Annotated in this window: 25 protein-coding genes; 16 read left to right on the top strand and 9 right to left on the bottom strand. The window is 58.7% G+C overall.

The window, feature by feature from the left end; all coding sequences use genetic code 11:
* The first annotated feature begins 51 nt into the window (after positions 1 to 51).
* From AC1DM5_RS07065 to AC1DM5_RS07055, 3 genes are all read left to right on the top strand, one after another.
* Entirely contained in the window at positions 52 to 177 is a 126-nt protein-coding gene (locus tag AC1DM5_RS07065; RefSeq protein WP_477818546.1) for a hypothetical protein, read from the top strand.
* Positions 178 to 423: 246 nt separating this feature from the next.
* Positions 424 to 1,062 carry a response regulator transcription factor gene (locus AC1DM5_RS07060; RefSeq protein WP_477974794.1) on the top strand — a complete coding sequence of 213 codons (639 nt, stop codon included), beginning with the start codon at positions 424 to 426 and terminating at the stop codon, positions 1,060 to 1,062.
* A 436-nt stretch (positions 1,063 to 1,498) separates the two neighbouring features.
* Positions 1,499 to 2,260 carry an SDR family oxidoreductase gene (locus AC1DM5_RS07055; RefSeq protein ID WP_477818544.1) on the top strand — a complete coding sequence of 254 codons (762 nt, stop codon included), beginning with the start codon at positions 1,499 to 1,501 and terminating at the stop codon, positions 2,258 to 2,260.
* Between the two features lie 155 nt (positions 2,261 to 2,415).
* Here AC1DM5_RS07055 and AC1DM5_RS07050 read toward each other — a convergent pair whose 3' ends face one another.
* Positions 2,416 to 3,252, bottom strand: a complete 837-nt coding sequence (locus AC1DM5_RS07050; RefSeq protein WP_477818888.1) for an alpha/beta fold hydrolase — start codon at positions 3,250 to 3,252, stop codon at positions 2,416 to 2,418.
* A 505-nt stretch (positions 3,253 to 3,757) separates the two neighbouring features.
* On the opposite strand from AC1DM5_RS07050, the gene AC1DM5_RS07045 reads away from it, so the two are divergent.
* Positions 3,758 to 4,483, top strand: coding sequence for a response regulator (locus tag AC1DM5_RS07045; RefSeq protein ID WP_477818543.1), 726 nt, complete (start codon positions 3,758 to 3,760; stop codon positions 4,481 to 4,483).
* Between the two features lie 21 nt (positions 4,484 to 4,504).
* Here AC1DM5_RS07045 and AC1DM5_RS07040 read toward each other — a convergent pair whose 3' ends face one another.
* Both AC1DM5_RS07040 and AC1DM5_RS07035 read right to left on the bottom strand, forming a co-directional pair.
* On the bottom strand, positions 4,505 to 5,686 hold the full coding sequence (locus tag AC1DM5_RS07040; protein ID WP_477818542.1) for an adenylate/guanylate cyclase domain-containing protein: 1,182 nt from the start codon (positions 5,684 to 5,686) through the stop codon (positions 4,505 to 4,507).
* Positions 5,687 to 5,828: 142 nt separating this feature from the next.
* Positions 5,829 to 6,230 carry a response regulator transcription factor gene (locus AC1DM5_RS07035; RefSeq protein ID WP_477818541.1) on the bottom strand — a complete coding sequence of 134 codons (402 nt, stop codon included), beginning with the start codon at positions 6,228 to 6,230 and terminating at the stop codon, positions 5,829 to 5,831.
* A gap of 764 nt (positions 6,231 to 6,994) precedes the next feature.
* On the opposite strand from AC1DM5_RS07035, the gene AC1DM5_RS07030 reads away from it, so the two are divergent.
* The 3 genes from AC1DM5_RS07030 (at position 6,995) to AC1DM5_RS07020 (ending at position 10,102) form a co-directional block, all read left to right on the top strand.
* On the top strand, positions 6,995 to 8,479 hold the full coding sequence (locus tag AC1DM5_RS07030) for a cyclic nucleotide-binding domain-containing protein (protein WP_477818540.1): 1,485 nt from the start codon (positions 6,995 to 6,997) through the stop codon (positions 8,477 to 8,479).
* Positions 8,480 to 8,547: 68 nt separating this feature from the next.
* Entirely contained in the window at positions 8,548 to 9,474 is a 927-nt protein-coding gene (locus AC1DM5_RS07025; protein WP_477818539.1) for a LysR family transcriptional regulator, read from the top strand.
* 148 nt (positions 9,475 to 9,622) lie between these two features.
* Complete coding sequence (locus AC1DM5_RS07020; protein ID WP_007825658.1) at positions 9,623 to 10,102, top strand: carboxymuconolactone decarboxylase family protein; 480 nt, start codon at positions 9,623 to 9,625, stop codon at positions 10,100 to 10,102.
* A gap of 132 nt (positions 10,103 to 10,234) precedes the next feature.
* Here AC1DM5_RS07020 and AC1DM5_RS07015 read toward each other — a convergent pair whose 3' ends face one another.
* Positions 10,235 to 10,921 carry an MgtC/SapB family protein gene (locus tag AC1DM5_RS07015; protein ID WP_477818887.1) on the bottom strand — a complete coding sequence of 229 codons (687 nt, stop codon included), beginning with the start codon at positions 10,919 to 10,921 and terminating at the stop codon, positions 10,235 to 10,237.
* A 90-nt stretch (positions 10,922 to 11,011) separates the two neighbouring features.
* Positions 11,012 to 11,944, bottom strand: a complete 933-nt coding sequence (locus AC1DM5_RS07010) for a hydrogen peroxide-inducible genes activator (RefSeq protein ID WP_477818538.1) — start codon at positions 11,942 to 11,944, stop codon at positions 11,012 to 11,014.
* 191 nt (positions 11,945 to 12,135) lie between these two features.
* Between AC1DM5_RS07010 and katG the strand changes: the two genes are divergently transcribed.
* Positions 12,136 to 14,319, top strand: coding sequence for a catalase/peroxidase HPI (gene katG / locus AC1DM5_RS07005; protein ID WP_477818537.1), 2,184 nt, complete (start codon positions 12,136 to 12,138; stop codon positions 14,317 to 14,319).
* Positions 14,320 to 14,696: 377 nt separating this feature from the next.
* Positions 14,697 to 16,502: a diguanylate cyclase gene (locus AC1DM5_RS07000; protein WP_477818536.1), complete on the top strand. Its 1,806-nt coding sequence runs from the start codon at positions 14,697 to 14,699 to the stop codon at positions 16,500 to 16,502.
* A 25-nt stretch (positions 16,503 to 16,527) separates the two neighbouring features.
* Here the strand turns inward: AC1DM5_RS07000 and AC1DM5_RS06995 are convergent, their stop codons facing one another.
* The 4 genes from AC1DM5_RS06995 to AC1DM5_RS06980 form a co-directional block, all read right to left on the bottom strand.
* The gene (locus AC1DM5_RS06995; protein WP_310382623.1) at positions 16,528 to 16,728 is read right to left on the bottom strand and encodes a hypothetical protein; all 201 of its coding nucleotides are present in this window, start codon (positions 16,726 to 16,728) and stop codon (positions 16,528 to 16,530) included.
* A 141-nt stretch (positions 16,729 to 16,869) separates the two neighbouring features.
* Positions 16,870 to 17,889 (bottom strand): quaternary amine ABC transporter ATP-binding protein, encoded by a 1,020-nt coding sequence (locus AC1DM5_RS06990; protein ID WP_477818535.1) that lies wholly within the window; start codon positions 17,887 to 17,889, stop codon positions 16,870 to 16,872.
* Entirely contained in the window at positions 17,882 to 18,769 is an 888-nt protein-coding gene (locus tag AC1DM5_RS06985) for an ABC transporter permease (RefSeq protein WP_477818534.1), read from the bottom strand. Before AC1DM5_RS06985 ends, AC1DM5_RS06990 begins: the two co-directional genes overlap by 8 nt.
* Before the next feature lie 106 nt (positions 18,770 to 18,875).
* Positions 18,876 to 19,874: an ABC transporter substrate-binding protein gene (locus tag AC1DM5_RS06980; protein WP_477818533.1), complete on the bottom strand. Its 999-nt coding sequence runs from the start codon at positions 19,872 to 19,874 to the stop codon at positions 18,876 to 18,878.
* Positions 19,875 to 20,364: 490 nt separating this feature from the next.
* On the opposite strand from AC1DM5_RS06980, the gene AC1DM5_RS06975 reads away from it, so the two are divergent.
* From AC1DM5_RS06975 to AC1DM5_RS06945, 7 genes are all read left to right on the top strand, one after another.
* Positions 20,365 to 21,153, top strand: a complete 789-nt coding sequence (locus tag AC1DM5_RS06975; protein ID WP_477818532.1) for a GntR family transcriptional regulator — start codon at positions 20,365 to 20,367, stop codon at positions 21,151 to 21,153.
* Positions 21,143 to 21,979 carry a 5-dehydro-4-deoxy-D-glucuronate isomerase gene (kduI, locus tag AC1DM5_RS06970; protein WP_477818531.1) on the top strand — a complete coding sequence of 279 codons (837 nt, stop codon included), beginning with the start codon at positions 21,143 to 21,145 and terminating at the stop codon, positions 21,977 to 21,979. The genes AC1DM5_RS06975 and kduI overlap by 11 nt, the downstream gene beginning before the upstream one ends.
* Positions 21,980 to 21,984: 5 nt before the next feature.
* Positions 21,985 to 22,740, top strand: a complete 756-nt coding sequence (gene kduD, locus AC1DM5_RS06965; protein WP_477818530.1) for a 2-dehydro-3-deoxy-D-gluconate 5-dehydrogenase KduD — start codon at positions 21,985 to 21,987, stop codon at positions 22,738 to 22,740.
* Between the two features lie 87 nt (positions 22,741 to 22,827).
* Positions 22,828 to 23,511 carry an amino acid ABC transporter permease gene (locus AC1DM5_RS06960; RefSeq protein WP_477818886.1) on the top strand — a complete coding sequence of 228 codons (684 nt, stop codon included), beginning with the start codon at positions 22,828 to 22,830 and terminating at the stop codon, positions 23,509 to 23,511.
* An 8-nt stretch (positions 23,512 to 23,519) separates the two neighbouring features.
* Positions 23,520 to 24,173 (top strand): amino acid ABC transporter permease, encoded by a 654-nt coding sequence (locus tag AC1DM5_RS06955; RefSeq protein WP_477818529.1) that lies wholly within the window; start codon positions 23,520 to 23,522, stop codon positions 24,171 to 24,173.
* On the top strand, positions 24,157 to 24,885 hold the full coding sequence (locus AC1DM5_RS06950; RefSeq protein WP_477818528.1) for an amino acid ABC transporter ATP-binding protein: 729 nt from the start codon (positions 24,157 to 24,159) through the stop codon (positions 24,883 to 24,885). The genes AC1DM5_RS06955 and AC1DM5_RS06950 overlap by 17 nt, the downstream gene beginning before the upstream one ends.
* Before the next feature lie 207 nt (positions 24,886 to 25,092).
* Positions 25,093 to 25,887: a transporter substrate-binding domain-containing protein gene (locus AC1DM5_RS06945; protein ID WP_477818527.1), complete on the top strand. Its 795-nt coding sequence runs from the start codon at positions 25,093 to 25,095 to the stop codon at positions 25,885 to 25,887.
* The last annotated feature ends 46 nt before the right edge of the window (positions 25,888 to 25,933 follow it).

The raw sequence follows: 25,933 nt of genomic DNA, 5'->3' as shown, positions 1-25,933 counted from the left end.
AGTATCTGAGCATCCGTGAGCCGTGTTAACCGGGCACGATGGAGATGATGAATGCAGGGCTTTTTCCGGTTTCTTCCTGCGGCCAACGAAATGGCAGTCGAGCGTCCAACCCATCCGGCTTACGTCGTCGAGCAGGCAGGGCCGGCAGCCTTTGCTGCCGGTCTTGTTCGGTTTTGACGACCATGGAGACCTCGGAATGGATGGTCGGGCGATGGTAAACCAAGGTGTACCGTCCGCCGGCGCGTATCCTATGGTACCGAATGGCGTCTCATTGAGCAGGCAGGCACCATCCAGGCTGACGCTGCGGTCTTTCTTGATCTAGCTGCTGGCATGGTTTGGTGACCGAGTGCCGACAAAGGGTAGAACAGAGGGATACAGGCGCGTTCAAGGCCGGGATCTCTCAGATACCAAAGAGGTAATTCGATGCAACACGTCCATGTAAAGACGGACAAGAGCGCCGAGCCGGTCGTTTACGTCATCGATGATGATGCGGAGATGCGCAGCGCGTTAGTGGATCTCTTCACGGTCACGAATAAGCGCGCATCAGCCTTTCCAAACGGCTCCGAGTTTCTCAAATGGGCTGATGTAAACGCGCCCGGCTGCATCGTCGTCGACATGCGAATGCCAGGGGGGTCGGGCCTCGACCTTCAAAGCCAGCTCCTGGCACTAGGCAGCAAGCTGCCGCTCATTTTCCTCACAGCCCACGCGGATGTTCCAACGAGCGTCAGAGCAATGAAGGCAGGCGCGACCGATTTCATCACAAAACCCTTCATCAACCAGGTTCTCCTGGACGCTGTCGATCACGCCATCAGGATAGACGACGAACGCCGCAAGTCGAATGAAGAATTGAAACGCGTCCAAGCGCTTGCCGATAGCCTGACACCGAGGGAGCAGGAAGTCATGCATGCGGTGGCGAGCGGTTTGATGAACAAGCAGGTCGCCTATCAGCTCGGTATCAGCGAAATGACGGTCAAGCTTCACCGTATGAGCCTCATGCGCAAGATGCAGTGCCGCTCCCTGGCGGATCTGGTGCGCAAGGTCGAGCAGCTTCAGCGGGGCTGAGGCCTCTATTGTTCCGCACTAGAAGCAATCGGTCATTCGAGTGAAGGCTCGATCCTTTGCGGGAGCCCAGAAAGGCCGCATAGCCGGTGCCCGTTTGGCCAGGCATTTCCTGCTGAATTTCCGGTCAATCGCATGGGTTTCAGGCAGATCCCCAACGTATGTTTGGGTATTCGTCAGGCCACAATCGCTTAGGTTTAGATCCTGGTCGCTGATCCAAGGCAGCCATCTATCCCACAAGAATCCAGGACCGGGGCGATGACGCAACCTATTCATTCTACGGAGAAATCGCCTGAGCTTCTCAAGGTGCTCATGGGTTTTGTGGTTGCTGACACAGCGCCCGGTACGGACAAAGTGGGTCTGAACTAACAGCCGCCCCGCCTCGCTTGCGCGGCGGAGCGTTCTTTCAACTCTTTGGTACAGCAAAAAGGAGCAGATTATGAAAATCGTCGTTATCGGCGGAACCGGATTGATCGGTTCGAAGCTCGTCAAGCGCCTCCAGGCCAAGGGCCACGAGACTATTGCCGCCTCTCCGGCATCCGGCGTCAATACGATTACCGGCGAGGGGCTTGCGGATGTTCTGAAGGGAGCGCAGGTCGTGGTCGACCTCTCCAACTCTCCGTCTTTCGAAGACAAGGCAGTGATGGAATTCTTCCAGACTGCGGGTCACAACATCGCGTCCGCTGAAGCGGCTGCCGGTGTGAAGCACCACGTCGCTCTGTCCGTTGTCGGCACTGAACGCCTGCCGGAGAGCGGATACATGCGCGCTAAGCTTGCCCAGGAGAAGATCATCAAGGAATCGGGGATTCCTTATTCCCTGGTTCACTCGACGCAGTTTTTCGAATTCATGTTCGGTATCGCTCAATCCGGCGTGCAGGGCGACAAGGTCCACCTTTCGCCGGCCATGATGCAGCCGATTTTCTCGGACGATGTTGCCGACGCGCTCGTCGATGTCGTTCTCGGCAATCCGCTGAACGCCACTGTCGAAATTGCCGGTCCGGAACCGATCAAGATTGCCGATGCCGTCACCCGTTATATGCGGCAGATCGGCGACAAGCGTGAGGTCATCGCCGATGATCAGACCCGCTATTTCGGCGCTTTGCTGAAGCAGGACTCCCTTATGCCCGGTAGCCAGGTGCGGATCGGCAAGACGAGGTACTCCGAGTGGGTCAAGACGGCTACGCCGCCTCCGGGGCACTGATCGGGCATCAAAATCGCATAAAAATAGTCAAAGCCCCGAAAGGGGCTTTGATCGTTTTGGTGAGTGCATTGCCGGCCAACAGTTTTCGGACGAGCAGAATTGAAGCGCATCGCCATCCCGTCTGATTTGGGGCGCCTCGACGGCGCCCCAAATCACTAGGCCTTGAGGAAGCTCAGCAGATCCGCATTGACGACATCGGCATGCGTCGTCGCCATGCCGTGCGGCAAACCCTTGTAGATCTTCAGCATGGCATTCTTCAGCAGTTTCGCGGAAAGCGGCGCGGAATCGGCAATCGGGACAATCTGGTCATCGTCGCCGTGCATAACGAGGGTCGGGACTTCGATCGACTTGAGGTCTTCGGTAAAGTCCGTTTCCGAAAATGCCTTGATACCGTCGTAATGGGCCTTGGCACCGCCGGCCATGCCCTGACGCCACCAATTCTGGACAATTGCCTGCGAGACCTGGGCGCCCGGGCGATTGAAGCTATAGAACGGACCGCTGGCCAGATCGATGTAGAACTGCGACCTGTTTGCCGCGAGCGCTGTGCGCAGGCCGTCGAAGACTTCGATCGGCAGGCCGCCCGGATTGGCCGGCGTCTTGACCATGATCGGTGGGACGGCGCCGATGAGGACGAGCTTGGCGACCCGACCCTTGCCGTGACGCGCGACATAATGGGTTGCCTCGCCGCCTCCGGTCGAATGGCCGACATGGATCGCATTGCGGAGGTCGAGGTGCTGGACGACGGCTGCGGCGTCGGCGGCATAATGGTCCATGTCGTGGCCGTCGCTGACCTGGCTGGAGCGGCCGTGACCACGGCGGTCATGCGCAATGACGCGATAACCCTTGTCGAGGAAGAAAAGCATCTGGTTATCCCAGTCGTCGGCGCTGAGGGGCCAGCCATGGTGGAAAACGATCGGTTGAGCGTCCTTCGGACCCCAGTCCTTGTAGAAGATCTGGACGCCGTCTTTCGTGGTGACGTATTCATTGCTCATGGCATGTTCTTCCTTCGATTTCTTCGGCTCATCGGCCATTGCAGGTGGGGAAAATTTCAATGTTGCGGCAGCGACTGCAAGTGTAATCGCTCCCGTCATCGTATCTCGGCGCGTTGGCCGGAAATTTTGCGGGTTCATATGAGTCTCCTTATTCCGAGATGCTTGATAGGCGTCGCGAAATGTTTGTTTTGGGAGGAATATTGCCGCCTTGTCAGGCCTGATAAGGCTATCTTTTATATGGCCTGTGAGAAGCTATACTTCCGTTTCATTCACGGCTGTCCGTGCGCCTGAATATCAGGCTTGAGCGTCAAGGGATTTGAAGGCGGCGTTTCAGCAACACCGTAAACCTGCAGATTTTCCGGTGAAACCTAAACGGACGTTTGATCGTCCGGCAGGCGCTCTTCGACTATGAACGGAGAGGGGCGCCATCAACGACAAACTCATCGCAAGCCATTGTTATATCTGGCTGAGCTATGCCCCGCGGCGTTGCCAGACGGAGAAGCCCATGCAGCATGTCCTCGTTGTCGATGACGATCCCTCTGCGCGCAGTCTCATCAGTGATTTTCTCATGCAACAGGCGTTTCGCGTCACTGCCGTCAGCAATGGGGATGAACTGCAGAGCATGCTCTCGACGGACATGATCGATGCACTCGTCATCGATCTGAATCTCAAGGGAGAGGACGCCCTGGAGATCGTGCGGCAGCTGTCGACACTCTCGACGGCGCCCATCATCATCACCAGTGCCGACCGCGTCGAGGAAGCCGACAAGGTGCTGGGATTCGAACTTGGCGCAAGCGACTATATCACCAAGCCTTTCGGTCTGCGAGAATTCCTGGCACGACTGAAAGCGGCCATGCGGGTGAGGCCCACGCCCGAGACCGGCCGGGAGCGTCGGACCTATATGTTTGGCGGCTGGACGCTCGCCATGCGCCAGCGGGCACTTACACGGCCGGAATTCGGCGAGACGAAGCTGACCGCCGCCGAATTCAATCTCCTGGTCGCATTCCTGAACGCGCCGAAACAGGTCCTGTCCCGTGAAAAGTTGCTTGCGGCGAGCCGCGTCCATTCGCAGGAGGTCTTCGATCGAAGCATCGATGCGCTGGTTCTGCGCCTGCGACGCAAGCTGGAAACGGAACCGTCAAACCCGAGACTCATCAGGACGGCACGCGGAACCGGCTATATTCTGGATTGCAGCGTGACGGTGGATGAGCGCCCGAGGCTTAAGAAATAATCGAAACTTCGCCATCTGATGTCAGAGCCCTGTCGGCGGAAGGCGGAGCGCATGTACCTCGACCGGCTGTTCGAAGCCTCTGAGGTTGTAGGTACCCAGGCATTCCGTCTGATCCGCGCAGCCCGCGATCCGCACGAAGTCTGCTGATATCAGGACAGGGCGCTGCAGTTCTTTCGTCAGAGTTTCAAGACGGGAGGCAATGTTCACGGCGGGACCGATCACGGTAAAATCCAGTCTCTTCTTGGAGCCGATATTGCCATACATCACCTCTCCAAGATGAATGCCCGTGCCGTAGCGGACCTCGTGTCCGAGAGCTGTTCCCTGGAGCCCCTTGATCGCCTCTTGCGCCTCAAAGACGGCCTGCAGGAGATCAGTACAGGCGTCAGCCTGCTCAAGGGGAAAGACGGCCAGCAATCCATCCCCCATGAACTTGAGGATTTCGCCACCATGCCTTTCGATCGGATCGGCGATGGCATCGAAATACTGGTTCAGGATGGAAATAACCTCATCGCGTGGTCTGCGATCGGAGAGCTTCGTGAAGCTTCTGAGATCGCAGATCATAATCGCGGCATTTATCGACACGCCGCTTCCGCGTGTCGTTGCGCCGTCCAGAATCTGTTCCCCGGCGTGAGGGCCGACATAGGTTTGCAGCAGCGTCAGCGCCAGCTGGTTCTTGAGGCGAATTTCGCCGACTAGTGAAAACAGCGGAAGGATTTCCCGGAAGAACGCTATTTCCTCGTCCGTGAATCCGCCGAGCTCGCTCGTCGAAAACGTCGCGAGGTGTCTCTTGCCCTGGGTATGGTCAAGAGGCCAGGCGAGGTAATCGGTATGGCCTTCCTCCTTCAGTTCTTCGAAGACGGGAAATTGATGCGGTCCGTGGATCTGAAGCCGCTGCCGGATTTCCACGCCGCTTTTGATGACGACACGAAACGGACTTCTGAGGAAGGCGTCGGTCGCCTCGACATCGTAGCCGATCGTCATGATATCCGCGTGCCTGTGATCCTTGACCCAGACAACGCGCGTTCCGAGCCACTGGGGATGATGAACGCGAAGATGGAGACTAGCGCGGCTGAGGGCGACGCCACAAGCAACAAGACGATCACAGAGTTGCAGAAATATGGGCTCGATCTGCAGCTCGTCTCTCACGCCTGAGATCAGCCAGTTCACGAGGGAATGGCGGTTGGCGCTGTCAAGCTTATGCATTTTTGCTCCTCGTTCATCACCAGCGCTCCTGCCGGGGCTGAAGCTCGGAGCCCTGATGTTGCTGCCGCGCAGATGGTGAGCATAGTGACGAATGGTTTCGCAGTCCCGAGCGAAATTGATTTGGATATATGGCTGGCCGGGATCAACGCTTTCCAGCAGAGGCTACGAATTCCATCAGGTCTTTGGAGCTCAGCGGTTTTTCCAGAAACGCAGCTGCGCCCGATGATCTTGCAGCTGCTTCCGTGCGGTCGTTGGCAAAAGACGTCATTATGCAAACCGGCGGACCGCCATCCCGGACCACGGCTGAGAGCAGGTCAAGGCCGCTGGTTCCAGGCATTCTTACATCCGCCAATATGCAATTCACATGATGCATGTCGCCAGAATTGAGGAAGGCGTCCGCGGATGCATAGGTCCGGCTTTCAACGCCGGTCGCTTCGAACAGATCCTTCAGCGATTCCAACAGAAACTGATCGTCGTCTATGATCGCGATCGTCGTTTTTTGCCCGGATTGCATAAGACCTCTGACAACATTGAGCCGGTTCATCCGGCATTTTGAGGATATTGGAACGCCCTATAAATCGTTGGCATCGGTGGAACACATCGTCTCTCAAGATGGGGTATGGATCTACTCGTCAGGCCCCGGACATCGTTGATGCCAATGGAAGCCCTACGACTGTGTGTTTCCCCGTGAGACAGCCTCCAACTCTGCATCCTATGGTAACAACTAATAGGCGCCTTTCAACTAAACCGAAGTTTATCTCCCGCTAGGGATTCGCTCCAGGTGGCTCAATCAAAGGTTCTCCTGCTCTGGCGCCGGAAGCGTAATTGAAAATCCGCGACGATATCAGCCAGGTTTAACCGCAACGGTATCGATAATTGTTGCTTGGGCCGATCGGCAGCGATGGTCCAACGGATTCGCACGTTAAGGCTGTCGAACAATGGATGGCAGGTTTGGTGTCAAGCCCACTCTTGTTTTAGTAGCCAGGCAGGCTGGCGAGTGACTATGCTACGCGTCGTGCACACCAAAGGCCCGATCATGCTTCGCCTTTATGGCAGTCGATTTCCCGGAAACGCGTGGAAAATCAGTATTCTACCGAATCGGCTGAAATTACCGCTCGAACTCAGAAGCCTCGATCTCGATGTAGGCGAAACCAGAACGCCCGCAGCCGGCTTTCCGAGAATCCGGCGTCGGGCATAGCCCGACAGGAGTGAACTCAAAAGCTGTCTCTTTCCAACTGGCCGGTCGCTGCCTTCCAAGCGGCGACGGGTGGTGTGTTTCCTTGCAATTTTTGTCGATGAGAAAACCGGATGCCGCAGGAAATTGTTTCGTTCGTCGTCTTGCTGGATGTCCTGGGCATAGCGGGCATCGTCGTATGGCATCTGCAGGGGCGTTCCCGGCCAAATGCACGCCTGATCGTGCAGATCGCCTTCTTTGCCGCGATGACGATCGTCCTCCTGCTGGCAGGGATTGTTCCGTTTCGGTTTGACCCGCCGCATCTGGAAAGCATGAGCGCACTTTTTGTCTCTGCTAAGATCCTCTGGTGGGTTCATCTCTCCTGGGCCGTCATCGGCTTCCTGCGCATCTACATTGTGCTGGATGGCAGGCCGCGAGAAGCAAGGCTCATTCAGGACCTTTTGATCGCGGTGGTTTATCTCGGTGTCGCCCTGTCGGTCATGGCTTTCGTCTTCGGGGTTCCGATCGGCACGTTGCTCGCGACGTCAGGCGTCATCGCCGTCATCCTTGGTCTTGCCTTGCAGAATACGCTGGGAGACGTGTTCTCCGGGATCGCTCTGACGCTTGGACGTCCCTATGTCATCGGCGATTGGATTTTGCTCAGTGACGGCACGGAAGGGCGGATCGTCGCCAGCAACTGGCGCTCGACGCATCTGCTGACGGCTGCTCACAATATCGTCGTCTTGCCGAACAGCGTGCTTGCCAAACTTGGGCTGACCAATATCAGCCAACCGGATGAAAACCACCTGATTACGCTGTCGATCCGGATTGTTCCGACACGCATGCCGCACATCATCCTCGGCGTCATGCAAACGGTGCTGGATAGCTGCAATTCAATCATCAAGGATCCGCCGCCAGCCGTTTCGCTTGTCGGCATCGATGCCAGTGCGGTTTATATCGAACTCTATTTTCAAGTCACCAGTCCGCTGCGGCGAGGCATCGCGCGCAGTGAGGTCATCGATCTTGTATACCGTCACTGCAAGTCCAGCGGACTTCAGCTTGCGATGCCGCTCAGCAAGGTCGTCACGTCAGACGAGTCCTCCGCACAGAATGCATTGGTCTCCAGCGCAGGTCCGGCGCAAAGTCTGATCGAAGCGATCCCCGTTTTCTCTGTACTCACAGCCGACGAGATGACGACGCTTGCGGCATCTGCGGCCAAGCGCACTTTTGCTCCCGGTGACGAGATCGCAAAAGAAGGAGACTCTCTTGCCAGCCTCATGATCATCCGGGCAGGCATCGTTTCGATGCGGCGGGATGGCAGGGAGACTGCGCGCCTGGCGCCCGGCGATTTTTTTGGCGAAGGGGGCTTTCTTGCCGGGATTGGCGAGAGCCATGCGCTTCGGGCGGTAACACGGGTGACCGTCTATGAAATCGGCAAGGAGGCTTTTGCACCGCTCCTGTACGAGCGTCCCGAACTCGCAGAAGACCTTGCGGCAAATCTCGCCTATCGGGAGGCATTGAGCGAGAATATCGGCAATCACGCCATGCAGCATGACCACAGGCGGTCCTATCTGCTGCAAGCCATCCGATCCGTATTCCGCAACCATGCACATGAGTGACCATTGCGGTGCCGCAGCCGATATCCGGGCGTTGCTGCCTATCTGCAGGTCGAATTCGTGGAGGCGAGATGGGCAATTTGCTGGGCGAAACCGCGGGGCTGGTAGCTTTTGTCCGAACCGTGGAAACGGGATCCTTCAGTGCTGCGGCGCGCAGCCTGCAGACAACGCCCTCGGGCGTATCGAAAAGCGTTTCCCGGTTGGAAAACCTGCTGGGGGTGAAGCTTTTTCGTCGTTCGACACGTATCCTGACGCTGACGCCTGACGGAGAAACCTTCTTCGGAAATATTGCGCCACTTCTCCGGCAGATCGAGGAATCATCGGATGTCTTTCAAGCGGATCGCGGCGCGACCGGCCATTTGCGCGTAAGCCTGCCAAGCGAGCTTGCGAGGCTGCTCATGCCGCCCATCTTCACGCGTTTCCTGCCGCAGCATCCCGGCATAACGCTCGATCTCGGGACGACGGATCGCCACGTCGACCTGATCCGCGAAAACTACGACATCGCCTTTCGCGTCGGCAAAGTCGCGGGAAGCGACCTGATGATGCGAACGCTGGTGCATCTGGAAATGGCTCTGGTTGCGTCTCCTGCCTTTGTCGAAACGTGGGGACGGGTGAGGTCGGTGGAGAGGCTGCGCGAAATTCCTTTCGCGCGATATGCGATCGACGGCCACCCATATCCCATTCACTTTGCCGATGGCGCGACGATGACACCGACGGGCCAGGTGGACCTCGACACGGCGACGGCGATCCGAATTGCGGCATTGAGTGGGGCAGGTGTTGCTTATCTGATGAAATGCATCGTTCAGGAGGAACTGGATCGAGGGGAACTGATCCAGCTTCTGCCCGACCTTGAGCTGGAGACGATGCCATTCCAGGCTGTCCACGCTTTCGGTCGAATGCCGACCTACCGGCTGCGCCTCTTTTCGGAATTCATCGAGACCGAAATCCGGAAACATGCATCGCGGAAAGCAAGCTCGCGGTCAGCGACGGGTGACTGATAAGGCCGCCCCTATGTCGGGCTCATCCCCCAACCGATGGTTAGCTACCGTTTCTCGTCGTGCTTGTTACTCATTTTATGACCGCATGCAGGCGCTTGCATTGGCGGTCGGCTCCCCAAATCAGCAATTTTTGAAGGACGAGGATGACATGACGCAAAGACTGAACTACGCCCAACTTTCGCCGGAACTCGTAAAAAAGTTCACCGCCTTTACCATGGAACTGAAAGAAAGCTCCATCGAGCAGACGATCAGGGATTTGGTCGAAATTCGCGCATCCCAGATCAATGGCTGCAGCTTCTGCGTGGACATGCATTCCAAGGAAGCAAAGATCCACGGTGAGCGCGAACTCCGTCTCTATCATGTCGCCGCCTGGCGTGAATCGACGCTGTTCAGCCCGCGCGAACGTGCAGCGCTTGCCTGGACCGAAGCGGTCACCAAGCTCTCCGACACCGGCGTTCCGGACGAACTCTACGAGAAGGTCCGCGGCCAGCTTTCCGAGAAGGAAGTTTCCGATCTGACCTTCCAGGTCATGGCCATCAACGCATGGAACCGGATCAGCGTTGCGGTCAAGGCCGTGCCGGGTTCTGCAGACAAGCTTTACGGCCTGGACAAGGCCGGGCTGGTATAAAAATCGATCGACCGATATCGCGGTCGCATGGGAATGCGGCCGCGGCGGACTTGATCCCGTGTGACTGCTGCCGGCGTCTTTAGTGACGAAAGGCGAAAATATCAGCCGGTGGTACCGCTTGAAGCTCGCTTTCTACGCCGTCGTGGCGCGATATTCGAACCGGGTTACATGGAAGCTTTTTTCCAACGATGCAGCAATTTGAACGGCGCCTGGAACGCCTCGGACAGACTTCCACCTGATCTCGTAGATCAGTTCGCGATGCCCGTCGTCGATATCCCGCAGCCCCGTGAAGGTCGCCTCGGAAAGTTCAGGAGCCACCGCCTTCACGTCAGGAATTCCTGAACCGCTCTCCAGTCTGATTGATACCGTGCCCTTCTGATTGCCTGATATCCATCGGTCCACACGCTTCAGCGGTGAAAGGATCAGGACAGCGAGGACGGTAACGACGGAGCCTACGGCGATCTGCCCGCCGCCGAAACACAGGCCGATTGCCGTTATCAGCCATAAGGTCGCCGCGGTGGTGACGCCGGTTGCGATGTCGCCGCGTCGCAAGATCGCGCCTCCGCCGATGAAGCCCACGCCGGTGAGGATGCCGAGCGGGAAGCGCAGTATATCCATCGAACCGTTTACGCTTTGGCTCGTCGCCAGGAGGATATTCGCCTGGATCATCGAAAGGCAGGCGGCGAGCCCAACGAGGATGGTCGTGCGCAATCCCGCGGGATGTCCGCCTCGCTCCCTGTCGAGGCCGATGAATGCGCCGGCGATGACCGTTGCTGCCAGACGGAGCCCAATTTCTGTCCAGTTCGGTGTTATGGGCATCAGTTCGATCAGACCCAACTCAGCCGCTCCCCTGTTACTAGTGCGGGAAGCTAGGCGCGGCTGGCGGACCGGCCAGTGGAGCAGCTAAAATCACCCTTCGATACCGGGTCGTGCGGGATCGGCATACTGATGCAGGCTTGCGGCCGAGTGGCGGATAACCTCCGAAATCTGTAGCAGTTGTTTGACCAGAGGTGTCGAATTGCGCCAGATGATACCGATCGTTCTTAAGGGCTGGGGTCTGCGGAACCGGGAGATGGAAACATCGGCCGAGCGCGTCTCCACCGGCACCGCCATTTCCGGGATCAGGGTGACACCGATGCCGGCGCTGACCATTTGCACCAGTGTCGAGAGCGAGCTGCCCTCCATGATTTCCCGTGGGCGCGTCGATTGTATGCCGCAGAAAGACAGGGCCTGATCACGAAAGCAGTGGCCTTCTTCCAAAAGAAGCAGGCGCATTTCGCGCAAGGCTTCGGGTTCCGGCACGGGCTTGCCTTCGTCTTCGCGGTGCCGGACCAGGAGGAACTCCTCTTCAAACAGCTTGATCTCGGTTAACGACGGTTCCGATACCGGCAATGCGACGACGGCTAGATCAAGCTCGCCCTGCGCCACTTCATGCACCAGTCTCGCCGTCAACGTCTCGCGCACCTGTATCTCAATGTTGTCGAAGGTCCTGTTCAGATCGCTGATGATCGCCGGCAACAGATAGGGGGCTATGGTCGGAATGATCCCGATTCTCAGCCGCGTCAGCAACCTGTCCTGTGACGCGCGGGCGAGGTCTCCAAGTTCGTCAACGGCACGCAGAATATCGCGAACCCTGAGCCCAAAGAGTTGCCCGAAGGCGGTCAGCCTGACCTCCCGCGCACCGCGTTCGAAAAGATTCCCGCCCAACTCCTCTTCAAGCTCCTTGATCTGCATGGACAAAGCGGGCTGCGAAATCGCGCAGGCATCGGCCGCATGCCGGAACCGGCCATGACGTGCCAGGGCTTCAAAATAACGAAGCTGTTTCAGTGTAACGTTGGTCATAAGGTGAACTTATCGCGCTCATCAGTAAATCCAACTTAAAATTATCATACGCTTCCGATAAAAAGAAATGAGAGGGAGGATGCGTGCCGACTCCGGTTGAACCGGGGTGAGGTGCAGGCACGCAATCAGGCCCAATAGTTTAACGGACAAGGCGGCTGTCGAATGGTCGCCTGGAGCAACAGGAGAAAACTATGGACCAGAAACCTGACAGCGCGGGCAAATGTCCCGTGGATCATTCGGGAGCACGTAGCAGAGGCAATCGCGACTGGTGGCCGAACCAGCTCGACCTGCAGATGCTTCACCATCATTCCGGTCTTTCCGACCCGATGGGCAAGGATTTCGACTATGCCGAAGAGTTCAAGAAGCTCGATCTCGACGCAGTGAAGCAGGATCTTCATGCGTTGATGACGGATTCGCAGGACTGGTGGCCGGCAGACTTCGGCCATTACGGCGGTCTGTTCATCCGCATGGCCTGGCACAGCGCCGGCACCTACCGCATCACCGACGGCCGCGGCGGCGCCGGTCAGGGCCAGCAGCGTTTTGCACCGCTCAACAGCTGGCCTGACAATGTCAATCTCGACAAGGCTCGCCGCCTGCTCTGGCCGATCAAGCAGAAATACGGCAACAGCATTTCCTGGGCCGACCTGCTGATCCTCACCGGCAACGTCGCGCTCGAATCCATGGGTTTCAAGACCTTCGGTTTCGCCGGCGGCCGTGCCGACGTTTGGGAGCCGGAAGAGCTCTACTGGGGTCCGGAAGGCACCTGGCTCGGTGACGAGCGCTACAGCGGCGAACGCGAGCTGGCAGAGCCCCTTGGCGCCGTGCAGATGGGCCTCATCTATGTCAACCCGGAAGGCCCGAACGGCACTCCCGATCCGCTCGCATCCGCTCGCGACATTCGCGAGACCTTCGCCCGTATGGCGATGAATGACGAAGAAACCGTGGCGCTGATCGCCGGCGGCCACACCTTCGGCAAGACGCACGGCGCCGGCGATCCGTCGTTTGTCGGTGTCGATCCCGAAGGTGGCGAGATCGAGGCCCAGGGCCTCGGCTGGACGAGCAAGTTCAACAGCGGCGTCGGCCGCGATGCCATCGGCAGCGGCCTGGAAGTCACCTGGACCCAGACACCGACCCAGTGGAGCAACTACTTCTTCGAAAACCTCTTTGGTTTCGAGTGGGAGCTGACCACGAGCCCTGGCGGTGCCAAACAGTGGGTGGCGAAGAATGCGGAAGCGTCCATTCCGGATGCTTTCGATCCTTCGAAGAAGCAGCTGCCGACCATGCTGACGAGCGACCTGGCACTGCGCGTCGATCCGATCTACGAAAAGATCTCGCGCCGCTTCCTGGAAAATCCGGCTGAATTCGCAGACGCCTTTGCCCGCGCCTGGTTCAAGCTCACCCACCGCGATATGGGCCCGAAGGTCCGTTATCTCGGTAAGGAAGTTCCGGCAGAAGACTTGATCTGGCAGGATGTCATCCCGGCCGTCGATCATCCCCTCATCGACGACAAGGATATCGCCGATCTCAAGGTCAAGGTCGCAGCCTCCGGTCTCTCCGTTCAGGAACTGGTCTCGACCGCGTGGGCGTCCGCTTCGAGCTTCCGCGGCTCCGACAAGCGCGGCGGCGCCAATGGCGCGCGCATTCGCCTTGCGCCGCAGAAGGACTGGGAAGTCAATGAGCCGGCACAGCTCGCCAAGGTTCTTGGCATCCTCGAAGGCATCCAGAAGGACTTCAATGCTGCCCAGACCGGCGGCAAGAAGGTCTCGCTCGCCGACCTGATCGTGCTTGCCGGTGCAGCCGGTGTCGAAAAGGCGGCCAAGGCCGGCGGCCAGGACATCGTCGTGCCGTTCACGCCGGGCCGCATGGACGCATCGCAGGAACAGACGGATGCTGCTTCCTTCGCAGCGCTTGAGCCGCGTGCCGATGGTTTCCGCAACTACGTGAACAGCAAGCGCCTGCAGTTCCTGAAGCCGGAAGAAGCCCTCGTCGATCGCGCCCAGCTACTGACGCTGACCGCGCCTGAAATGACCGTCCTCGTCGGCGGCCTGCGTGTGCTGACGGCCGGCAAGCCGGAACATGGGGTCTTCACCGCGCGTCCGGAAGTGCTGACGAACGACTTCTTCGTCAACCTGCTCGACATGGGCACCGTCTGGGCTCCGCTCGCCGGCAAGGACGGCGTTTACGAAGGCCGCGACCGCAAGACCAATGCGGCCAAGTGGACCGGCACTCGCATCGACCTGATCTTCGGTTCGCATTCGCAGCTTCGCGCGCTTGCGGAAGTCTACGGCCAGTCCGATGCCAAGGCGAAGTTCGTGAAGGACTTCGTCGCCGTATGGAACAAGGTCATGAACGCTGATCGTTTCGATCGCGTCTGATTGGAAAACTTGTCTGGACGCGGCGTCTCCGCCGCGTCCAGACGTCAAATACAGGTGAACATCGCTGTTTGCTTGTTACGCACTCGATGGTCCATTGCAGCTGGCTCAGCCAGGCTCATGAAAATTACCTCTTGAAACAAATCCGGTAGAGGGCCGCCAACAGGCCGGATCAGTTACACAAAACTGATTGATTGAGACCATTCGATATCGACCGCACCGCGCTGCGATTGGCAAGAGCCGTGCCCGCCGCCGCTACGCCATTCTGCAGCTATTGCTCGATTCAGATTTTCGCACTTTTCGCAAACCGTATACTGCAACAGTATTATGTTAGAAGTTTCTTTAATTCCCCTTCAATCCGTTTTCGCTATCATGGCCATATGAGAATAAGCACCATCACCAACTGGGCCTACGGTATAACCGTTATCCTCACGGCACTTTCGGCTGTTGCTTTCATCATGTCGTCGCGTAGCGCCGACGACGAAAGGCGTGCGGTTGAGGAACATCTCGCTCTCGATACGCTGACCGAACAGCTTGAGATGGGTGCCGAAGTCTCCAGCGATGAAGCAAGGCTCTACGTCATGCGCGGCGAACAGCGCCACCTTGATGCCTTCAAGGCGGACGAGGAGACCGAACGGCGGCGCGAAACGGCGGCCGAGCAGATCGCGGCAAGGGACATATCTGTCGTCGAGCGGAATATTATCGAGGGCATGGACAAGCAGGCTGAGGCACTTGACGCGGTAGAAGCCGCCGCTGTCGATTCTTTCCAGAAGGGGGACAGACAGACAGCGCAGCAAACACTTTTCGGGGCGGAGCACGAGCGGTTGCAAACGGCTCTCATGGAGTCGGCCGGGCATCTGCGCGATATCACGGCGACACGCACTGGAGCGGCACTCGACGATGCACGCCGGCGCAGCGACCAATGGAACCTTGCCGCCAAGATCATGCTGGCGATGACCGGCTTGCTCTTCCTAGCGGTACTCTACTTTATCCTGCGCCGCCGCGTGGCCATGCCTCTGGTGCGCATGACCGGCATCGTTACCCGGCTCGCGAGGCAGGATTACGCGGTCGAGGTCCCTGACGACCACCGCCGCGATGAAATAGGCGAGATGAACGAGGCCATCCAGATCTTTCGCGAAAACGGGCTTGAGCGTGAACGCCTGGATGCGGAGCGGCGGGCTGACCAGCATACCAAGGATCTCATCCTGCAGATGATGCATCGCCTCCAGGCTTGTGAAAATCAACATGAGCTGGCCGATGTCGTTGCGCGCTTCGCGCCGCAGATCTTTCCAGGCATTGCCGGAAGTCTTTATATCCTCAACGAGGATAAGTCCGCTCTCGCGCAAGCCGGCACGTGGCTGGAGCCTGTCAATGCGCAGGCGGCCTTTCCGGCCAATGCCTGCTGGGCTCTGCGGCGCGGCCGCCCGCATATGAGCGGCACTGGTGACGGCGATGTATCCTGCCAGCATGTCGAGGGGAGTGGTGTTGCGGCCTCCTGTTTCCCGTTGACGGCGCAGGGTGATATGATTGGTCTTCTCTATCTCGAGGAGCGTCACGGGCAGATGCCGGTGCTGGACAATGTCCGCCTCTATCTGGAGTTGATCGCCGAAAATGTCGGATTGGCGATCGCCAATCTGCAGTTTCGTGAAAAGCTGACTGATCTTGCTATCCGCGATCCGTTGACCGCGCTCTTCAATCGCCGTTTCCTCGACGACATGCTGCATCGGCGTGGGCGCGACAATGGCGAAGAGCCACTCACCTGCCTGATGATCGACATCGATCATTTCAAGCGTTTCAACGACCAGTTCGGTCACGATGCCGGCGACATGGTCATGCAATATGTCGGGCAGGTCCTGCGCAGCGCTGTCGCCAATATCGGCAATGCATTCCGTTTTGGCGGGGAGGAATTTACCATTCTGCTGCCTGACTGCAGCGAGGAGCATGGTTTCGAATTCGCTGAAAAATTGCGTGCGCAGATCGGCGGCGCGGCACTTTCATACTCAGGTCAGATCATTGGCGCAGTGACGGTATCAATCGGTGTGGCGGTATCACCTGCAGAAGGCGCAGTCGATACGCTGGTCAGTCGCGCCGACGCGGCCCTTCTCGACGCCAAGGCCAAGGGCCGTAATAAAACTGTTCTTGCAAGCAATTTGAGCAGGCGACCGCCGGAAACGCTACGCGCCTGATATCAGCAAAGAGGCGATACGCCGGTCAGTTGCCGGTGACGCCATGCGGCGCATGTTCGGCGATCTCGCGGGCTGCGCCATAATCGCGCTCGTGGGCTGAGCGGAAGCGATGTTCGGTGCGGCCAGTCAGATCACGATAGTAGCGGTCGGTCATGCCATCGGCATAGGTGCCGGTATCGGCGTCGAAGTCTTCAGTCGACGGCTTGATCGAGAAAAATTTGAACATCTTCGAGGTCCTCCACAGCGTGCTATCAACATCCGGACGTGTCGTTCGGTTCCTTCTCCAAGATGATTATAATGAAAAAATTAACCATGTTTAAACAAACGGCATGTGTTTGGCCGCATGCCGCCTGATTGCTTAAGATTTTCATGCCTGATGCAAAAGCAGCGCCAGCAACTGCTGCAGTGAAACGCCGCCCAGCGGCCGCCCCTCCTGTGACATGACAGCCGCAGAGGAGACGTTAGCGCGAGACATTTCGCGCAATGCTCCTTCGATATCCATATCTTCGGAAAGCTGCAGCTGGCTTTCGACGGCGATTTGCTTCGCGACGGCACCGATCTTGATGACCCGGCCGCGATTGACCTCCTTCACGAAGGCGGCAATGTAATCATTGGCGGGGTTGAGGACGATTTCAGCCGCCGAACCCTGCTGGATGACCTCACCGTCGCGCAGGATGGCGATTTTCTCTCCGAGTCGGAGAGCTTCGTCGAGATCGTGGGTGATGAAGACCACCGTTTTCTTCAGGTCCTTCTGCAGCTCGAGGAGGACGGTCTGCATGTCGACGCGGATCAGCGGATCGAGCGCCGAATAGGCTTCATCCATCAGCAGGATTTCGGCATCATTAGTGAGTGCCCGCGCCAGGCCGACACGCTGCTGCATGCCGCCGGAGAGCTGGTTCGGATAGTGCCCATCAAAGCCCTCCAGGCCGACGCGCTTGATCCAGGCATTGGCCCGTTCCTCACGCTCCGCCTTCGCGACGCCCTGGATTTCCAGACCGTAGACGGTGTTCTGCAGCACATTGCGATGCGGCAACAGGCCGAAACGCTGGAAGACCATGGCGGTCTTCCGGCGGCGGAATTCGCGAAGCTGCAAGCCATCCATGCGGCAGACATCCTCGCCGCCACAGAGGACTTCGCCCGAAGTCGGGTCGATCAGTCGGTTGATGTGGCGGATCAGTGTCGATTTGCCGGAGCCGGAAAGCCCCATGATGACGGTGATCTTGCCGCCGGGGATGGTGATGTTGATGTCTTTCAGCCCCAGCACATGACCATGCACTTTGTTGAGCTCGGTCTTCGACATGCCCTTGCTGACGGCTTCCACATAGTCGCGGCCGCGCGGGCCGAAGATCTTGAAGAGGCTCCGGATCTCGATCGAATTACTAGCCATGCACGATCTCCCGGTGCTTCTGGAGTCGCAGGCCATAGGCCTGGCTGATCCGGTCGAAAATGATGGCAATGCCGACGATTGCGAGACCGTTGAAGACGCCGAGGGTGAAATACTGGTTGGAGATGGCCTTGAGAACCGGCTGGCCAAGCCCTTGAACGCCGATCATGGAGGCGATGACCACCATGGCGAGCGCCATCATGATTGTCTGGTTGATGCCGGCCATGATGGTTGGCAGCGCCAGCGGCAGCTGGACGTTGCGAAGCTTCTGCCAGCTCGACGAACCGAAGGCATCAGCTGCCTCCAGCACATTCTCGTCCACCATGCGAATGCCGAGATTGGTGAGGCGGATCATCGGCGGCAGGGCGTAGATGACGACGGCAATGACACCAGGCACGCGACCGATGCCGAGAAGCATGACGACGGGGATCAGGTAGACGAAGCTCGGCATGGTCTGCATGACGTCGAGGATCGGATTGACGATCTTCTGCATCGCATTCGACCGTGCCATCAGGATGCCGAGCGGCAGGCCGATCACGATCGAAAGCACAGTACAGACGAAGATCATCGACACGGTCTTCATCGTATCCTGCCACATGTCGAAATAGCCGATGACGAGAAGCGTCAGAACGCAGCCGACAACGACCTTCCAGCTGCGGCTGGCAAACCAGGCAATGGCGGCAAAAACAATCAGAATGATTGGCCAGGGTGTGCCGGTCAGTAGCCGTTCGGCCCAGATAAGAAAACTCTGCAGCGGGCTGAAGGCCGCTTCGATGCTGTCGCCATAGGCGCGTGTGAAGGCACGAAATCCTTCATCGACGCTCTTCTTCAGCTCGCGCAGCACGTCGTCATTCATTGTCGGAAATTTCCAGAGCCAATCCATAACGGTTCCCCAAAATAGATAGTGGCGGCGGCCGATTGTTGTTTTGGCCGTCGCGCCGAAGGATTGTCTGGGCAGCGGCAAGGCTGCCCATGTCATGTCTGAATGATTAGAGCGAAGCCTTGATCTTTTCGGCCGCTTCCGGGGAGACCCAATCCTTCCAGAGGGGTTCGTTATTCTTCAGGAAGTATTTCGCGCCGTCTTCGCCGGTTGCCTGATTGTCGGTCATCCAGGCGATCAGCTTGTTGACGGTGTCATTGGTCCAGGCGCGCTTCTTCAGGTAATCGATGGCAGGGCTGCCGCGATCGGCAAAGCTCTTGCTGATCAGCGTCTTCACGTCATCGGCCGGCCAGGCATTCGGCTTGGGATCGGCGCAATCGGCAATCGAGGTGCAACGCTTCCATTCGGCCGCGTCATATTCCGTGCCGTATCCGAGCTTGACCATCTCATATTTGCCGAGCAGGGAGGTCGGTGCCCAATAATAGCCGACCCAGGGCTGCTTGCCTTCATAGGCCTTGGCGATCGAGCCATCGAGGCCTGCTGCCGAACCGGTGTCGACAAGCGTAAAGCCGGCTTTTTCAGCGCCGTAGGCCTTGAAGAGCTGCGCGGTGACGACAGTGCCACCCCAGCCCTGTGGGCCATTGAAGACAGCGCCCTTGCTCTTGTCCTCTGGTGCCGGGAAGAGTTCGGGATGCTTGAGAAGATCAGGGATGGTCTTAACGTCGGGATGGGCGTCGGCGATGTATTTGGGGATCCACCAGCCCTGGATTGCGCCATCGGAGAGGATCTTGGCGCCTTCGACGACCTTGCCGCCTTCAAGGCCACGCTTCACCAGTTCCGGCTGAAGGCTGACCCAGGCTTCCGGAGCGATATCCGGTTCGCCTTTTTCTGCCATGGAGGTCAGGGTAGGGACGGTATCGCCAGTGACGATTTCGGCCGTGCAGCCGTATCCTTCCTCAAGAATGATCTTGTCGAGGCTTGCGGCCACTTCCGCGGACTGCCAGTTCATGCTCGCGATCGTGACATTACCGCAATCGGCTGCAAAAACGCTGCCGCTCGCGAGCATCGTGCCGGCTGCGAAGATGGTGGATGCCAAAAGTACTTTCATTTTTTTGTTCCCTCTGGTCGCGGTGCATCCTTAACCCGGGCGCCGGCGGCACCGCGTGCGCCGACCCCCTGCATTGAGCCTGCTTTAGGACCGCAACGGCCATTCTGGTTGCGTCAGAAAATGGCGTATTAGAGCCTTCTTTCAAGGCTGTCTTAAATACGGCGTCGCTGACGGAATGATGGTGTGGCCTAGTCGCGCCTTGGTTGCGCGTTTCGTTCTAAGGGGCCATCGGCCAAGAGTTCAGACCACCATTCGATTGCGACGGATGGTCCGCGAGAATCGCTTCGAACAGATCGCGTAACACCGTCGTCCTCTGTGCACTTGGCAGATTTCCCACCTCGGCTTCGTTTTCCACAACTGTAAAAAACGGCTCATCGACACGCTTGCCAGAAGTTGGATACTAATATATTACTTTTTATCAGGCCAAATGGAGGCGGTCCTTGATGATGTCAAACACTCGATTGCTGATCTGCCTCTTGGAAGGAATGCGATGAATTCGCCCTCCGGAATCGCGCGCAAGAAGCGCTCCCTGCAAGGGGTCACGGTGCTTTCGCATCAGCGGGCGGCTGCCCCGCGGGCAGCAACGCTGGTCTACAGCGCGCTTCTCGACGACATCGTTTCGCTGCGCCGCAAGCCGATGGAGTTGTTGAACGAGAAGGAGCTCGAGGCGCAGTTCGGCGTCAGCCGGACGCCGATCCGTGAAGCTATCATCCGGCTTGCTGATGACGGCCTCGTCGACGTCTTTCCGCAATCCGGCACTTTCGTCTCCCGCATTCCGCGCCGCGCGCTTTACGAAGCGATCCTCGTGCGCAAGGCGCTGGAGGACACGACGGTTTCGATTGCGGTCGAGAAGATGACGCCGGCAGGCCTGCTTGCGCTGGAGCGCAATCTCGCTGATCTGGATGCCTGCCACCGTGACGGCGATGTCGCGGCCTTCCACGTCATCGACAATGATTTCCACCAGCTCATCAGCAATATCGCCGGCTTTCCCGGCATCTGGGCGATCATCCAGCAGGTCAAGGTTCACAGCGACCGCTACCGCCTGCTGACGCTGCCGCAGCAGGGTCGTCTGACACGCGTCATCGAGGAACATGCCGCGGTCATCGATTGCATGCGAACCGGCGACAAAGACGGGGCGAAGGCTGCCATGGAGTTCCATCTCGGCAAGCTGCTGCACGAAGTCGAAAAGGCCGAGATGCTCGACCCAGCCTATTTCATTGAGGATGCCCCGCACGCGTCGGCATCCGGAGGAGAGAAGGACAATTCCAATGCAGATTGACGTACGACACGCCTCCCACCCCGAAGCTGTCAGGGGCTTCGATACGGAAACGCTGCGGCGCCACTTCCTGGTCGAGACGGTTTTTGTGCCTGGCGAAATCAGGCTCACTTATTCGCATTACGACCGCATGGTCATCGGCGGAGCCGCGCCGCTCGGCACGTCACTCGTACTCACGGCGCCAAAGGCGATCGGTCAGGACACGTTTCTGGCGGAGCGTGAACTTGGCGTGCTGAATGTCGGCAATTCCGGCCGCGTGGTCGTCGATGGTACGATCTACACTCTGGCGAAATATGACTGCCTCTATGTCGGCAAGGGTGCCGTCGATATCAGTTTCGAAAGTGCGGAGGCTGCCGATCCGGCAAAATTCTATCTGGTCTCGACGCCGGCCCATGCAAGCCACCCGACCGTGCTTCTGACGCGCGAAACGGCGCGGCATCTGACGCCGGGCGAGGCGGCAACCGCCAACAAGCGTTCGATCTATCAGTATATCCATCCAGAGGTCTGCCAGTCCTGCCAGCTGACCATGGGCTTCACCAGCCTGGAGACCGGCAGTATCTGGAACACCATGCCGAGCCATACGCATGACCGGCGCATGGAGGCCTATCTTTATTTCGACCTCGATGCCGATCAGCGTGTCTTCCATTTCATGGGTGAGCCGCAGGAAACGCGCCATATGCTCGTCGCCAACGAGCAGGCGATCATCTCGCCGCCCTGGTCGATCCATTCGGGTGCGGGCACCAAGAATTACAGCTTCATCTGGGCGATGGCCGGCGACAACAAGAGCTTCACGGACATGGATCACATCGCCATCGGCGATCTGAGGTGATGGCGATGCAGGCTCTTTTCGACCTTTCAGGAAAAACTGCCGTCGTCACTGGTGCCAATACCGGCATCGGGCAGGGCATCGCCGTCGCGCTGGCAGAGGCTGGTGCTTCGATCGTCGCAGTCGGCCGTTCGTCGATGGATGAGACCGATGCCTTGGTGGCGGAGACGGGAGCGACATTCCACGTCATCAAGGCCGATCTCGGCACGATCGAGCCGGCCAAGCCGATCGTTGCGGAGGCGCTGGAGCGCTTCGGGGCGCTCGATATCCTCGTCAACAATGCTGGCATCATCCGCCGTACCGACGCGATCGACTTCACCGAGGAAGACTGGGACGCGGTGATGAACGTCAACCTGAAGACGGCCTTTTTCCTGTCTCAGGCGGCTGCCCGTCACATGCTCGAAAAAGGGCGCGGCAAGATCATCAATATCGCCTCGCTGCTCTCCTTTCAGGGCGGCATCCGCATCCCGTCCTACACGGCCTCGAAGAGCGGCCTTGCGGGTCTGACCCGGCTGCTCGCCTGCGAATGGGCGGGCAAGGGCGTGAACGTCAATGCCATCGCTCCCGGCTATTTCGTGACCAATAACACGACGGCGCTCCGCGAAGATGCCGATCGCAATGCCAGCATCCTGTCCCGCATCCCGGCCGGCCGCTGGGGCGAGCCCGGCGATATTGGCGGTGCCGCCGTGTTCCTGGCGTCAGCTGCATCCGATTACGTGCACGGCACGGTGCTGCCGGTCGATGGAGGCTGGCTGGCGCGCTGACGCGACAGCCGGGAGGAGACATGACGCTTTCCTGCGGGAAAGCGAGGCTGCGTCAGTGGAGTTGGCGTGGCCGGAATGGAGGAGGACATGCAGTACCAGTTCGATTTTTCGGCCTTGCTGCCCTATTGGAGCGATTTCCTATCGGGCGCGCTCGTCACGATCGAGATCACCGTCTTTTCGGTGCTCATCGGTCTGGTGATCGGCGTTGCCTGCGCTATCGCCCGCCGTTCGGATATCGGGCCGCTGCGTACCCTCGTCAGCATTTATGTCGAGACCGTGCGCAACACGCCTTTCATCGTGCAGATCTTCTTCATCTTCTTTGGCCTGTCCTCGGTCGGCATCCGTCTGCCGATCATTGCGGCCGCCGTTTTCGCCATGGTCATCAACGTCGGGGCCTATACGGCCGAGATCGTGCGCGCCGGCATGGATTCCATCCATCCGAGCCAGATCGAAGCGGCTGAAGCGCTGGGCCTGTCGAAGCTGCAGATCTATCGCGACATCATCCTTCTGCCGGCGATCGAGCGTGTTTATCCGGCACTCTCCAGCCAGTTCATCCTGATGATGCTGTCGACTTCGATTGCCTCGCAAATATCGGCCGAGGAGCTGACGGGTGTCGCCAACAACATCCAGTCGAACACGTTTCGATCGCTGGAGACCTACATGGTGGTCGCCGTTCTCTACATCGCCATCACCTATCTGATGCGGGCAGGCTTCTACGGCCTCGGTCTCATCGCCTTCCCGCGCCGTCGCCGGCTCGGCACGTCGCTCTAGGGGTCGCCATGCTCGGTGGGTTTTCCTTCAATCACCTGATCTATCTGCTGGACGGCCTTGTCTGGACGGTGGTGCTGTCTGCGCTCGCCTTCCTGCTGGGTGGTATTGCCGGCTTCTTCGTGATGCTGTGCCGGATCTCGCGATTCCTGTGGGTACGGCGTGCAGCGCTCATCTACATCCAGATCGTTCAGGGCACGCCGCTCCTGATCCAGATGTTCATCCTCTATTTCGGCCTTGGGGTCATCAATATCTCTGTGCCGCCGCTGGTCGCAGCCGGCCTCGGCATGATGATCTATTCGAGCTCCTATCTCGGAGAGATCTGGCGCGGCTCGGTCGAATCCATTTCTCGCACGCAGTTCGAGGCGGCCGAATGCCTCGGCCTGACGCGCTGGCAGGCGCTGCGGGATGTGATCCTGCCGCAGGCGCTCCGGATCGCCACGCCGCCGACGGTCGGTTTCCTCGTCCAGCTCGTCAAGAACACCTCGCTTGCCTCTGTCGTCGGCTTTCTGGAGCTGACGCGTGCAGCGCAGGTCATCAACAATTCCCTGTTCCAGCCCTTCCTGGTCTTCGGCATCGCAGCGCTTCTCTATTTCGCTGTCTGCTACCCGCTGTCGGTCTGGAGCCGCTCTCTCGAGAGGAAGCTCAATGTCGGCCGCCGTTAAACTCACCAATGTCGTCAAGCGCTTCGGCGCGCTGGAGGTTCTGAAGGGCGTCTCCTTCGAGATCAATGCCGGCGAAGTGGTGGCGCTGATCGGCCAGTCCGGCTCCGGCAAGAGCACGGCGCTACGCTGCATCAACCGGCTGGAGACGATCCAGGACGGCTCGATCGAGGTTTGCGGCCATCGCGTCGAAGATCCGAAGCTCGATCTCCGGACATTGCGCCGCGATATTGGCATGGTGTTCCAGAGCTACAATCTCTTCCCGCACATGACGGTCGCGGAAAACATCATGCTGGCACTGCGCCGCGTGAAGGGCATGCGCAAGGATCAGGCCTTGGAGATCGCCAAGCAGGTGCTCGCCAAGGTCGGTCTCTCTGAGAAGATCGATGCCTATCCGGAGCAACTGTCCGGTGGCCAGCAGCAGCGCGTCGCAATCGCCCGTTCGCTCGCCATGCAGCCGAAGGTGATGCTGTTCGACGAGGTGACCTCGGCGCTAGACCCGAAGCTGACGGGCGAAGTGCTGCGCGTCATGGAAGATCTCGCCCGCGGCGGCATGACGATGATCGTCGTCACCCATGAGATGGGCTTTGCCAAGCGCGCCGCCAACCGCGTCATCTACATGCATACCGGCAAGGTCTGGGAGACGGGTGGCGCCGACATCCTGAGCAATCCGCAGACGCCCGAACTCAAGGAGTTCATGGCTGCAGAGCTATAGAGCAATTCCAGCAAAAGTGCGTAGCGGTTTTGCGTCCGGAATTGCGTGAAAACAAAGAGATGGAGCATTCCGCGGTTCCAGAAAACGGAATGCTCCAACCCCGCCAATTGCGGGAGGGAACGGCCTGTCCCGGATGAGCCGGCGCAGGTTTCAGAGGAGGCCCGACAGAGAGCGGGCAGAGGCAATCAGGTAGAGGAGACTTGGAGTATGCCGAAGACAATGATTTCGAARCTGGCACTGTTGGCGGGCGCRGGCCTGCTGGCGCTGGCAAGCGTTGCCTATGCCGATGTGCTCGACAATATCAAGAAGGCCGGCAAGGTGCGCATTGCGGTCGCGATGGGCATTCCGGAATATTCTTTCGTCGATGAGAACCTCAAGCCGACCGGCTCTGACGTCGAGACCGCGAAACTGATCGCCAAGGATCTCGGTGTCGAGTTGGAACTGGTGGAAATCACCAATGCTGCTCGTGTTCCCTCGGTCCAGACGGGCAAGGCCGATATGGTCGTCTCTTCGCTCGGCATCACCGAGGAGCGCAAGAAGGCGATCGACTATTCCGTTCCCTATGCGACGCTCGCGCTCGTCGTCGCCGCTCAGCCGAGTGTTGAGATCAAGGGTTATGCAGATCTCGATGGCAAGCGCATCGGCGTTACCCGCGCCACGACCAACGACCAGGACATCACGGCCAATGCAAAGGGTGCGGATATCGTCCGCTTCGAGGACGACGCGACGCTGATCACATCCGTCGTCTCGGGTCAGGTCGATGTCCTCTCCAGCCAGTCGGCTGTCATCAACGGCATCAACAAGAAGATGGCCGATCACCCGCTGCAGGTGAAGTTCACGCAGAAGGAAACCAACCTCGGTATCGGCATTCCGAAGGGCGAGGCCGGCCTCAAGACCTGGCTCGACCAGTGGGTGAAGACCAATTTCGACAACAAGGTACTGCGCGATATCTATCGCAAGTACCACAATGCCGAACTGCCCGACGATCTGACCTCTCGTTGATCAAACGGGAAGGGCGGCGTTTGAGGGTTGGCCCTCAAGAACCCGT

Source organism: Rhizobium sp. 01T437, from assembly GCF_056398505.1.
The sequence above is the reverse complement of the archived record's forward strand: the minus strand, read 5'-3'. Positions and strand labels throughout refer to the sequence as shown.

What these genes read in the sequence shown, in the direction of transcription:
- AC1DM5_RS07065 (WP_477818546.1), top strand. Translation starts at nt 52, where the DNA reads ATGCAGGGCTTTTTCCGGTTTCTTCCTGCGGCCAACGAAATGGCAGTC.
- AC1DM5_RS07060 (WP_477974794.1), top strand. Translation starts at nt 424, where the DNA reads ATGCAACACGTCCATGTAAAGACGGACAAGAGCGCCGAGCCGGTCGTT.
- AC1DM5_RS07055 (WP_477818544.1), top strand. Translation starts at nt 1,499, where the DNA reads ATGAAAATCGTCGTTATCGGCGGAACCGGATTGATCGGTTCGAAGCTC.
- AC1DM5_RS07050 (WP_477818888.1), bottom strand. Translation starts at nt 3,252, where the DNA reads ATGAGCAATGAATACGTCACCACGAAAGACGGCGTCCAGATCTTCTAC.
- AC1DM5_RS07045 (WP_477818543.1), top strand. Translation starts at nt 3,758, where the DNA reads ATGCAGCATGTCCTCGTTGTCGATGACGATCCCTCTGCGCGCAGTCTC.
- AC1DM5_RS07040 (WP_477818542.1), bottom strand. Translation starts at nt 5,686, where the DNA reads ATGCATAAGCTTGACAGCGCCAACCGCCATTCCCTCGTGAACTGGCTG.
- AC1DM5_RS07035 (WP_477818541.1), bottom strand. Translation starts at nt 6,230, where the DNA reads ATGAACCGGCTCAATGTTGTCAGAGGTCTTATGCAATCCGGGCAAAAA.
- AC1DM5_RS07030 (WP_477818540.1), top strand. Translation starts at nt 6,995, where the DNA reads ATGCCGCAGGAAATTGTTTCGTTCGTCGTCTTGCTGGATGTCCTGGGC.
- AC1DM5_RS07025 (WP_477818539.1), top strand. Translation starts at nt 8,548, where the DNA reads ATGGGCAATTTGCTGGGCGAAACCGCGGGGCTGGTAGCTTTTGTCCGA.
- AC1DM5_RS07020 (WP_007825658.1), top strand. Translation starts at nt 9,623, where the DNA reads ATGACGCAAAGACTGAACTACGCCCAACTTTCGCCGGAACTCGTAAAA.
- AC1DM5_RS07015 (WP_477818887.1), bottom strand. Translation starts at nt 10,921, where the DNA reads ATGCCCATAACACCGAACTGGACAGAAATTGGGCTCCGTCTGGCAGCA.
- AC1DM5_RS07010 (WP_477818538.1), bottom strand. Translation starts at nt 11,944, where the DNA reads ATGACCAACGTTACACTGAAACAGCTTCGTTATTTTGAAGCCCTGGCA.
- katG (WP_477818537.1), top strand. Translation starts at nt 12,136, where the DNA reads ATGGACCAGAAACCTGACAGCGCGGGCAAATGTCCCGTGGATCATTCG.
- AC1DM5_RS07000 (WP_477818536.1), top strand. Translation starts at nt 14,697, where the DNA reads ATGAGAATAAGCACCATCACCAACTGGGCCTACGGTATAACCGTTATC.
- AC1DM5_RS06995 (WP_310382623.1), bottom strand. Translation starts at nt 16,728, where the DNA reads ATGTTCAAATTTTTCTCGATCAAGCCGTCGACTGAAGACTTCGACGCC.
- AC1DM5_RS06990 (WP_477818535.1), bottom strand. Translation starts at nt 17,889, where the DNA reads ATGGCTAGTAATTCGATCGAGATCCGGAGCCTCTTCAAGATCTTCGGC.
- AC1DM5_RS06985 (WP_477818534.1), bottom strand. Translation starts at nt 18,769, where the DNA reads ATGGATTGGCTCTGGAAATTTCCGACAATGAATGACGACGTGCTGCGC.
- AC1DM5_RS06980 (WP_477818533.1), bottom strand. Translation starts at nt 19,874, where the DNA reads ATGAAAGTACTTTTGGCATCCACCATCTTCGCAGCCGGCACGATGCTC.
- AC1DM5_RS06975 (WP_477818532.1), top strand. Translation starts at nt 20,365, where the DNA reads ATGAATTCGCCCTCCGGAATCGCGCGCAAGAAGCGCTCCCTGCAAGGG.
- kduI (WP_477818531.1), top strand. Translation starts at nt 21,143, where the DNA reads ATGCAGATTGACGTACGACACGCCTCCCACCCCGAAGCTGTCAGGGGC.
- kduD (WP_477818530.1), top strand. Translation starts at nt 21,985, where the DNA reads ATGCAGGCTCTTTTCGACCTTTCAGGAAAAACTGCCGTCGTCACTGGT.
- AC1DM5_RS06960 (WP_477818886.1), top strand. Translation starts at nt 22,828, where the DNA reads ATGCAGTACCAGTTCGATTTTTCGGCCTTGCTGCCCTATTGGAGCGAT.
- AC1DM5_RS06955 (WP_477818529.1), top strand. Translation starts at nt 23,520, where the DNA reads ATGCTCGGTGGGTTTTCCTTCAATCACCTGATCTATCTGCTGGACGGC.
- AC1DM5_RS06950 (WP_477818528.1), top strand. Translation starts at nt 24,157, where the DNA reads ATGTCGGCCGCCGTTAAACTCACCAATGTCGTCAAGCGCTTCGGCGCG.